We start from the raw sequence: 8385 nt of genomic DNA, 5'->3' as shown, positions 1-8385 counted from the left end.
TTGTGGGCGGGATCGCGGGGGTGGGGACCCTGGGCGGGATCCTCCTGCTGATCTACCGCCGCCGCACCACCGGGCCGGTCTTTATGGCCACCACCAGGAACGACAAGACCATGTACGTGGTGCTCACCGCCGCCATTGTGTTCGGCCTGTGGACCACGCTGGCCAGTGTCTTCGAGGGCGAGCACGGGCACAACTACCGCGAGACCGTCGCCCCGTGGTTCCGTTCCCTGTTCGTGTTCCAGCCGGATCTTGGGGCGATGGCGGCTGCGCCGTTCTCCTTCCACCTGCACACCCTGGTGGGCATGGCGCTCTTCGTGATCTGGCCCTTCACCCGGCTGGTCCATGCCTTCACCGCCCCGTTCCACTACCTCTTCCGTCCCTACATCGTCTACCGCTCCCGTGACAGGGACCGGGACGGCAGCAGGGCAGGCGCCGCGGCGGCGCGGTCCTCCGGCACCGCAGCCCGCCGCGGCTGGTCCGCCGTCGGAACCCGCGACCGGGACACCCGGAACCGCTGAACTGCACTGAAGTCCGCACCAGAGAACGTCGACCTGAAAGGAAACCAGTGGCCGGATCCGCGCCCCTTCCTTCGGCCGCCCCCGACGGGCGGACACTCAACCTCGTCCTCGCCACCTCGGCGTCGGTGGTGGGGTTCTGGGCCTGGAACTCCGTGGCCACCCTCGGAGCCTTCTACACGCTGAACCTGCAGCTGAACCCGGCCACCACCGGCGTGCTCGTCGCCATGCCGGTGTTCGTCGGCTCGCTGGGCAGGATCGTCGTCGGCGCCCTGACGGACAAATACGGCGGCCGGGCGATGTTCACCTTCGTGCTGCTGGCGTCCATCCTGCCGATCCTGCTCGTGGCGGTCGGCGGCACCATGCGCTCCTTCGCCCTGGTGCTGTCCGCCGCGCTGCTGCTGGGCGTCGCCGGAACGGTCTTCGCCGTCGGAATCCCCTTTGTCAGCGCCTGGTATGAGCCGTCCCGGCGCGGCTTCGCCACCGGCGTCTTCGGCGCCGGGATGGGCGGCACAGCGCTGGCCGCGTTCCTGAACCCGCGGCTGGTCGCGGCGATCGGCTACTTCCCCACTCACCTGCTGATCGCCGCTATCCTGGCCGGCATGGCGGCCCTGGTCTGGTTCCGAATGAAGGAAGCCCCGGGCTGGACCCGCAACAGCCTCCCCGTCCTACCCAAACTGCTTGACGCCGCGAAGACCCCGGTCACCTGGAAAATGTGCTTCCTCTACGCCGTGGTCTTCGGCGGCTTCGTCTCCTTCGCCACCTACCTGCCCACCTACCTCCGGGACGTCTACAGCTTCGATCCGAGCGGCGCCGGGGCGCGCACCGCCGGCTTCGCACTGGCGGCCGTGCTGGCACGGCCGGTGGGCGGCGTGCTCGCGGACAGGTTCGGACCCAAGCCCGTGGTGATCACCGCACTGACGGGCGTCGCGGTCCTCGCCTGGGCGGTGAACCTGCAGCCCGACGGCGAAGTCCCCGCCGGCCTGACGTTCGTCGCCATGGCGGCGGCCCTGGGACTCGGAACGGGCGGGGTGTTCGCCTGGGTCGGTGTGCTCGCCCCTCCCGGGAAAGTCGGCAGTATCAGCGGCGTTGTCAGCGCGGCCGGGGGACTGGGCGGCTATTTCCCGCCGCTGGTCATGGGAGCAACGTACGACGCCGCCACGCACAGCTACTCGATCGGGCTGACGCTGCTGGTGGTCACGGCGCTTGCCGGGCTGGCCTTCACCATCTTTGTGATGCCGGGCCGGGTGAAAGCGAAGGTCGCGGCCGCCTAGCCGGGGCCGAGGAGCGCCGGACTGCTAGCCGAAGGCCAGATGCGCCACCGTAAAGATCGCCAGCCCGGCGAGGGCACCCACCACGGTGCCGTTAATCCGGATGAACTGCAGGTCCTTGCCGATCTGGAGTTCGATTTTCTGCGAGGTTTCCTCGGCATCCCAGCGGGCCACGGTATCGGTGATCACGCCCGCGATGTCCGAGCGGTACGTCTTCACGAGGTACCCGGCGGCGTCACCGATCCACTTGTTCACCTTGCCGGCCAGCTCGGGGTCAACCACCAGCCGGGTGCCGAAGTCGTGGACGGCGGCTTTGAACCTGACGGTCAGTTCGCTGTGCGGATCGTCGACGGCGGAGAGCAGCGCGGCCTTGATAGTGCCCCAGGTGCGGGACGCGAGTTCGCGGATCTCGGGATCGCCGAGGACCTGGGCCTTGATGCCTTCGGCCCGGGCGATCATCACCGGGTCGTGCTGCAGGTCCTGGGCGAGGTCCTTGAGGTACTTGTCGATCGACCGGCGGACCTGGTGCTGCGGATCGGACTGCACGGCCCGGGTGAACTTCAGGATCTCCACATAGACCTTGTCGCCCACGAGCCCGTCCACGAACGACGGCACCCACGTCGGGGAACGGTCGGTCACCAGCCGGTTGACCGTGTCCTGGTTGTCCCGGACCCAGTCCACCGTGCGGTCCACGAGAACGTCCACCAGGGCGTGGTGGTGCCCGTCCTCGAAGATGCGCTGGGCGACCCGTCCCACCGGGGGACCCCACGGCGGGGCGAGCAGATGCCGCCGGACCATGCCTTCGATCACGGCCTGGACGTCGTCGTCGTTGAGAACCGTGAAGGCTCCGCGGATGACAGCGGCGCCCTCCCGGGCGACCCGTTCGGCGCCGCCCGGCCCGGAGAGCCACGCGCCGGCCTTGCGGGCGATGTCAACGGAGGCCAGTTTTTCCTGGACGACCTGCTCGGAAAGGAAATTGGTTTCCACGAATTCACCCAGCGAGGCGCCGATCTGGTCCTTGCGCTGCGGAATGATGGCGGTGTGCGGGATCTTGAGGCCCATCGGGTACTTGAACAGGGCCGTCACGGCGAACCAGTCGGCGAGGGCGCCGACCATGCCGCCCTCGGCCGCGGCCCGGACGTATTCGAGCCACGGGTACTGCTTTTGCAGGGCGAAGGCGACCACAAAGATGATCGCCATCAGGATCAGCAGCGAGAGTGCCAGCAGCTTCATCTTCCGCAGCGCGGCCGCCTTCGCGGCGTCGCCGGTGGCCACGGTCTGGCGGCGGCCGGGACGGTCGTCCGCGGCTGCTCCGTCGCCGCCGGGGCGCTCCGAACGGGTACTTGGCTCAGTGTTCACCTGCATGTGCCCAGCCTAGTCCCGGTTTGGCAGCGGCCGTCGGCTAACGTGGCAGCATGACGACTGACCAGTCCGCCGCAGCCCGTCCGCTGGTCTACGCCCACCGCGGCTCAAGCGAGGCCTTCGCCGAGCACACCCGGGCCGCCTACCTGCAGGCACTTGCCGACGGCGCCGACGGCGTCGAGTGCGACATCCACCTCACCCGGGACCAGCACGCGGTGCTGCTGCACGACGCCAACCTGGACCGCACCTCGGACGGGACCGGCCCGGTGGCGGACCGGACACTCGAGGAGCTCCGGGAATTGGACTTCTCCTCCTGGAAAGGCGCCAGGATTCCGGCGGTATACGGCGCCAGGTCCACCCAGTTGCTGACACTGCCGGAGTTGCTGGTACTGCTGCGCGCCGCAGGGCGGGAGATCGGGCTGGCGATCGAGCTCAAACACCCCAGCCCCTTCCAGCTCAAGCTGGAAGACCGCGTGCTGGAAGTCCTCCGGTCCGAAGGCTGGGATCCGGCGACGTCCCGGCTGGGCAACATCGCGGTGTCGTTCATGAGCTTCAGCCCGGACTCGGTGAAGCACCTGCTGAAGAAGGTCCCGGCGTCCGCCGTGTGCCAGCTCGTGGACGACGTCAACGTCGAGGAGATCCGGGAGGAACTCGGCCTGGGGGCCCTCACCGGCGCGGCGCTGGCGAACGTGATGAAGGCCGCGCAAACCGAAGCCGAGCGGATCCTGGACGACCGTGAGACCGGGCTGGCCGGGCCGGGCATCGACTATGTCCGCGGGCATTCCCGCACCATCCGGCGCTGGCTCGACTCCGGCCGCCGCTTCCGGGTGTGGACCGTGGACTCGGAAAACGACGTCGCCCTCTGCCAGCAGCTCGGAATCCACGAGATCACCACGAACCGGCCGGCGCAGGTCCTCGCCCAGCTCGCGGCCGGATCCCGGAGCCTCCACTAGACGGGCAGCGTCGCGGACTTAGGCCGCCAGGTCGCGGCGCCGCCAACCGGCATAGCCCAGCACCGCGAGAACCGCAGCCGCCACGGTGAGCCCGGCCAGCTCCGGCACGCTCCCGGAGCCCACCGGGAGCATCGGGGAGTGCCGGAACGGCGAAAGGTCCATGACCCAGTCCGGGGCGTTCCAGAGCACCCCGAATTCGCCCAGGGCGACGAAGACGAGCAGGAGGCCCCAGACCGCCCCGGCCAGCCGGGGCGCCCAGCCAAACACCGCGAGCACGGCGCTGGTCACCACCCACGCGGCCGGGATCTGGGCCACGGCGGCCACGGTGCTGCTCCCCACCAGCGCCGCATCGTTGACGCCGACGGCGGCGCCGACCCCGATCGAAACCCCCGCCAGCAGGAGCAGCAACGCGACCCCGGCCAGGGCGAACGCGAAGTGGCTGCTCGCCCAGCGGATCCGGGTGGTGGCCGTGCCCAGCAGGGCTTCGGTGTGGCCCGCAGCCTCCTCGCTGCGCAGATGGCCGGCCGAGGACACCCCATAGGCGGCGGCCAGCAGCCCCATGATGCTGATCTCGGCGGCCAGGAAAGCGTCCGTCAGGGCCTGCCGGCCGCCCAGCATCCTGATCAGGTCCTGGGCGTTCGGTGAACTCAGCAGCTCTGCCACGTTGCTGACCAGGGACCCGATGACGACGCCGAAAACGAGGAAGGCCACGGCCCAGGCCAGCAGGACGCGGTACTGCAGGCGCACCGCCAGATCCCAGACGCCTGAGAGCGAACCGACGGCCGGGCCCGGGCGTTCAGCGCGGAGTCCCGCGCCCAGGTCGCGTCTGGCGCGAAGCGCAAAAGCGGCGGGGACCAGCACCAGGCACAGGCTCACGGGCAGCACCAGCACCCACCAGCGGTCCCCGGCGAACGCCCGGATCTGCTGGTTCCACCCGATGGGCGACAGCCAGGAAAGCACCGACGGCCCCGGTTCGGCCAGGTCTCCGACTGCGCGCAACGCGTACGTGACAGCGATGACGCCGATGCTGAGTCCGGTGGCGGCCCGGGCGCTGGCGGTCAGCTGGGCCGCCAGCCCGGCCACGGCACTGAACGCCATGCCCGTGGCGGCCCAGCCCAGGCCAAACGCGAGGGAGCCTGCAGCCGGTAACCCGCCGGCGGCCAGCGCGGCCGCCGAGAGCAACCCGAGCACCACATTGGCGCCGAGGCTGATCGTGAGGGCGGACGCCAGCGGGGCGTCCCGGCCCAGCCTGCCGCCGCCGAGCAGTTCCAGGCGTCCGCTCTCCTCATCGCTGCGGGTGTGCCGGATGGCGAGGATCACCATGAGGACGGCGAGGATGGCGGTCATGAACGCGGTGTACTTGATCAGCGAGAGGGCGCCGATGGAGGTGGGATCGTAGATCCGTCCAAAGAGAGCCACCATCGAGGCGGTCGCGTTCAGGGCGGTGGCGGCCTCGACGCGGCTCGCCACATCAGGGTAGAGCTCTGTTCCAGCCAGCGCGGTCGAGTAGGCGATCAGGGCGAACCCGACGATCCAGAGCGGCAGCAGCCAGCGGTCCCGGCGCAGTCCGAGCCTGATCAGGACGCCCGTTCCGGCCAGGGTCTCAGGCATCTCCGGCCCGCCGTCCGCCCGGAGCCGGACCGGTGGCCCGGCCCGGGGAAGAGCCGACGGCCGCGGCAGGAACCCCGGCGGGGATCTCACCGTAGTGGCGCAGGAACAGGTCCTCCAGCGTCGGCGGATGGCTCGTGAGGGACTTCAGCCCCGCCGTCGTCAGCGCCTGCATCAGGAGGGTCAGACCGGCGGGGTCGACCTGGGCGTTGACCCGGTGGTTGGTGATGACGACGTCGTGGACGCCGGGCAGCAGGTCCAGCCCGGGAGGCACGGCTGCGACGTCGGCCGTGACCGAGGTGCGGGTCAGGTGCCGCAACTGCTCAAGCGGGCCGGTCTCCACCACCCTCCCGGAGCGGATGATGCTGACCCGGTCGGAGAGCGCCTCGGCTTCGCTGAGGATATGGCTGCTCAGCACGACGGTGCGCCCCTGCGCGCGCAGTTCGCGGACGCAGCCGCGGAATGCGTCCTCCATCAGCGGGTCCAGCCCGCTCGTCGGCTCGTCAAGCAGGAACAGCTCGGCGTCGGTGGCCAGGGCGGCAACGAGGGCCACTTTCTGCCGGTTTCCCTTGGAGTAGGTGCGCGCCTTCTTGGTGGGATCGAGCTCGAACAGTTCCAGCAGGCGGTCCCGCCGCGCGCGGTCCTGGCCGCCCTGCAGCCGGCCCAGCAGTTCGATCACTTCGCCGCCCGTCAGGTTGGGCCAGAGGGCCACGTCCCCGGGGACGTAGGCCAGCCGGCGGTGCAGGCTCGCCACGTCGCGCCACGGGTCCAGCCCGAGCACCCTGATGGAACCCGCATCGGAGCGCAGGAGACCCAGCAGCAGGCGCAAGGTGGTGGACTTCCCGGACCCGTTCGGGCCGAGGAAGCCGTGCACCTCCCCGGCGGCCACCTCGAAGTCCAGTCCGTCCAGGGCTGTCACGGCCCCGAAACGCTTTACGACACCCGTCATTTCCACGACACTGCGCATAGTCATCAAGGTACGCCGATCGGCGGGCAGTGACCCCCTGCGGAAAGTCCCGTTTCCGCACGCCGGCCGCGGTTAGCGGCGCGTCTGTGGCTGTGATTGAGTTGTTCCATGCCATTTCGCTGGTCCGGCCGGGACACCCAGACCCTATCCGCCGTGGCGATGAGCGCCCTGCTGCTGGCGAGCGCCGCGAAGCACTTCGATGATCCCGGTTTCTTCGGCCCGGTGGTTCCGGACTTCCTCTGCCGCGATGACACCGGCGAGCAGTCCAACAGCCCGCTCGCGGTGCTGTCCCGGGAGGAATGGGTGGCGCTCAGCGGCCTGCTCGAGGCGGGCGCCGCCGCCGGACTCCTGATCCCGGCGACCCGTCGCGCGGCCGCGGGCTGCACCGCGGCCATGTTCACCCTCTTCCTCGCCGGACACGTCGACGCGCTGCGCAAGGCCTACGGCCCGGACGGGACCCCCGGCCAGCGACGCGCGCACACCCTGCGGCTGCCGCTGCAGGCACCGCTCATTGCCTGGGCCTGGAGCCTGCGGAACCCCGTTCCGGGGAAGCCGCACCCGCGGAAGCCGGTCCGGCAGTGAAACTCCTGCAGTCCCCGGCTGCGCGGGTCGGGCTTTCCATCAGCATCGCCACCGGTCTCTATGGCGTGTCCTTCGGTGCGCTGTCCGTCACCTCCGGGCTCGACTTCTTGCAGACCATGGCTTTGAGCCTGCTGCTGTTCAGCGGCGGCTCGCAGTTCGCCTTCATCGGGGTGGTGGCCGGGGGTGGTTCCGGCGTCGCCGCGATGGGCGCGGCCACACTGCTGGGCATGCGCAACGGCATCTACGGAATGCAGGTCAACGCACTGCTGCAGCCGAAGGGCTGGTTGCGGTTCGCGGCAGCCCACGTCACCATCGACGAGTCGACCGCCACGAGCACCGGACAGACGGACCCGTCGGAACAGAAGCGCGGCTTCTGGACCGCCGGACTGGGCATCTTCGTCCTGTGGAACCTGTTTACCGCCGTGGGCGCGCTGGCCGGCGCGGCCCTGGGCGATCCCAAACAATGGGGCCTCGACGGTGCCGCCGTTGCGGCGTTCCTGGGCCTGCTCTGGCCCCGGCTCAAGGGCCGCGAACCTGTGGCGATCGCCGTCGTCTGCGCCCTCGCCACCGTGCTCGCCGTTCCCTTCGTACCGGCCGGGGTGCCGATCCTGGTGGCCGCGGTGGTTGCGGCGGCCATCGGCTGGTTCAGCCATGGCCGCAGTGACGAGGGACTGGAACCGGACGTGGACCCCTACGCAGAACACCCGCACCCGTCTGCACGGCCCTCCGGGGAGGCCTCATGACGCTGTGGATGTGGCTCCTGCTCTCCTGCCTGCTGGCGTATGCCTGGAAACTGCTGGGCTATCTGGTCCCGGCCAGCGTGCTCCGCGACCCGCGGATGTCCCGGATCGCCGGGACCATGACCATCGGCCTGCTGGCGTCCCTGACGATCGTGAACACCGTGGCCTTGGGGCAGACGCTGGCACTGGATGCGCGCCTGGGGGCACTGGCCGCGGCCGGCATCGCCCTGGTCTTCCGGGCGCCCTTCCTGGTGGTCGTCCTCGCCGGCGCCGGCGCGGCAGCCGGGCTCAGGCTGCTTGGCTGGGGCTAGCTGTACTCAGCCAGGACGTTGGTTACACGGTGAAAGGGTGAAGACCTCTTAGGTTGGTGGTTACCACACACACCGA

General features: G+C 69.9%; 9 protein-coding genes. 6 read left to right on the top strand and 3 right to left on the bottom strand.

All coding sequences use genetic code 11. From position 1 onward, the window contains the following. Together BJQ90_RS03295 and BJQ90_RS03290 are read left to right on the top strand one after the other, a co-directional pair. The coding region (locus tag BJQ90_RS03295) for a respiratory nitrate reductase subunit gamma (RefSeq protein ID WP_226758885.1) at window positions 1-518 on the top strand (518 nt) is incomplete at its 5' end. Window positions 519-565: 47 nt separating this feature from the next. Further along, on the top strand, window positions 566-1789 hold the full coding sequence (locus BJQ90_RS03290) for an MFS transporter (RefSeq protein ID WP_226758884.1): 1224 nt from the start codon (window positions 566-568) through the stop codon (window positions 1787-1789). A 24-nt stretch (window positions 1790-1813) separates the two neighbouring features. Here the strand turns inward: BJQ90_RS03290 and BJQ90_RS03285 are convergent, their stop codons facing one another. Then, entirely contained in the window at window positions 1814-3151 is a 1338-nt protein-coding gene (locus BJQ90_RS03285; protein WP_413463630.1) for a DUF445 domain-containing protein, read from the bottom strand. A gap of 50 nt (window positions 3152-3201) precedes the next feature. On the opposite strand from BJQ90_RS03285, the gene BJQ90_RS03280 reads away from it, so the two are divergent. Beyond that, entirely contained in the window at window positions 3202-4101 is a 900-nt protein-coding gene (locus BJQ90_RS03280) for a glycerophosphodiester phosphodiesterase (RefSeq protein WP_226758883.1), read from the top strand. Window positions 4102-4119: 18 nt separating this feature from the next. Here the strand turns inward: BJQ90_RS03280 and BJQ90_RS03275 are convergent, their stop codons facing one another. Continuing rightward, entirely contained in the window at window positions 4120-5712 is a 1593-nt protein-coding gene (locus BJQ90_RS03275; protein ID WP_226758882.1) for an ABC transporter permease, read from the bottom strand. After that, complete coding sequence (locus tag BJQ90_RS03270) at window positions 5705-6658, bottom strand: ABC transporter ATP-binding protein (RefSeq protein WP_319004593.1); 954 nt, start codon at window positions 6656-6658, stop codon at window positions 5705-5707. The genes BJQ90_RS03275 and BJQ90_RS03270 overlap by 8 nt, the downstream gene beginning before the upstream one ends. A gap of 126 nt (window positions 6659-6784) precedes the next feature. Here BJQ90_RS03270 and BJQ90_RS03265 point away from each other — a divergent pair, with 126 nt between their 5' ends. The 3 genes from BJQ90_RS03265 to BJQ90_RS03255 are packed head-to-tail and all read left to right on the top strand — an operon-like array spanning window position 6785 to window position 8309. Then, entirely contained in the window at window positions 6785-7258 is a 474-nt protein-coding gene (locus BJQ90_RS03265) for a hypothetical protein (RefSeq protein WP_226758881.1), read from the top strand. Then, window positions 7255-8001: an AzlC family ABC transporter permease gene (locus tag BJQ90_RS03260; RefSeq protein ID WP_226758880.1), complete on the top strand. Its 747-nt coding sequence runs from the start codon at window positions 7255-7257 to the stop codon at window positions 7999-8001. Before BJQ90_RS03265 ends, BJQ90_RS03260 begins: the two co-directional genes overlap by 4 nt. Next, a complete protein-coding gene (locus BJQ90_RS03255) occupies window positions 7998-8309 on the top strand; it encodes an AzlD domain-containing protein (RefSeq protein WP_226758879.1) in 312 nt (103 codons plus the stop codon). Before BJQ90_RS03260 ends, BJQ90_RS03255 begins: the two co-directional genes overlap by 4 nt. Window positions 8310-8385 lie beyond the last annotated feature (76 nt).

It is taken from the genome of Arthrobacter sp. SO3 (genome assembly GCF_020532825.1).
Classification (GTDB): Bacteria; Actinomycetota; Actinomycetes; order Actinomycetales; family Micrococcaceae; genus Arthrobacter.
The sequence above is the reverse complement of the archived record's forward strand: the minus strand, read 5'-3'. Positions and strand labels throughout refer to the sequence as shown.

Coding starts and splice junctions, on each gene's coding strand:
- BJQ90_RS03255 (WP_226758879.1), top strand. CDS start 7,998: ATGACGCTGTGGATGTGGCTCCTGCTCTCCTGCCTGCTGGCGTATGCC.
- BJQ90_RS03265 (WP_226758881.1), top strand. CDS start 6,785: ATGCCATTTCGCTGGTCCGGCCGGGACACCCAGACCCTATCCGCCGTG.
- BJQ90_RS03285 (WP_413463630.1), bottom strand. CDS start 3,151: ATGCAGGTGAACACTGAGCCAAGTACCCGTTCGGAGCGCCCCGGCGGC.
- BJQ90_RS03280 (WP_226758883.1), top strand. CDS start 3,202: ATGACGACTGACCAGTCCGCCGCAGCCCGTCCGCTGGTCTACGCCCAC.
- BJQ90_RS03270 (WP_319004593.1), bottom strand. CDS start 6,658: ATGACGGGTGTCGTAAAGCGTTTCGGGGCCGTGACAGCCCTGGACGGA.
- BJQ90_RS03275 (WP_226758882.1), bottom strand. CDS start 5,712: ATGCCTGAGACCCTGGCCGGAACGGGCGTCCTGATCAGGCTCGGACTG.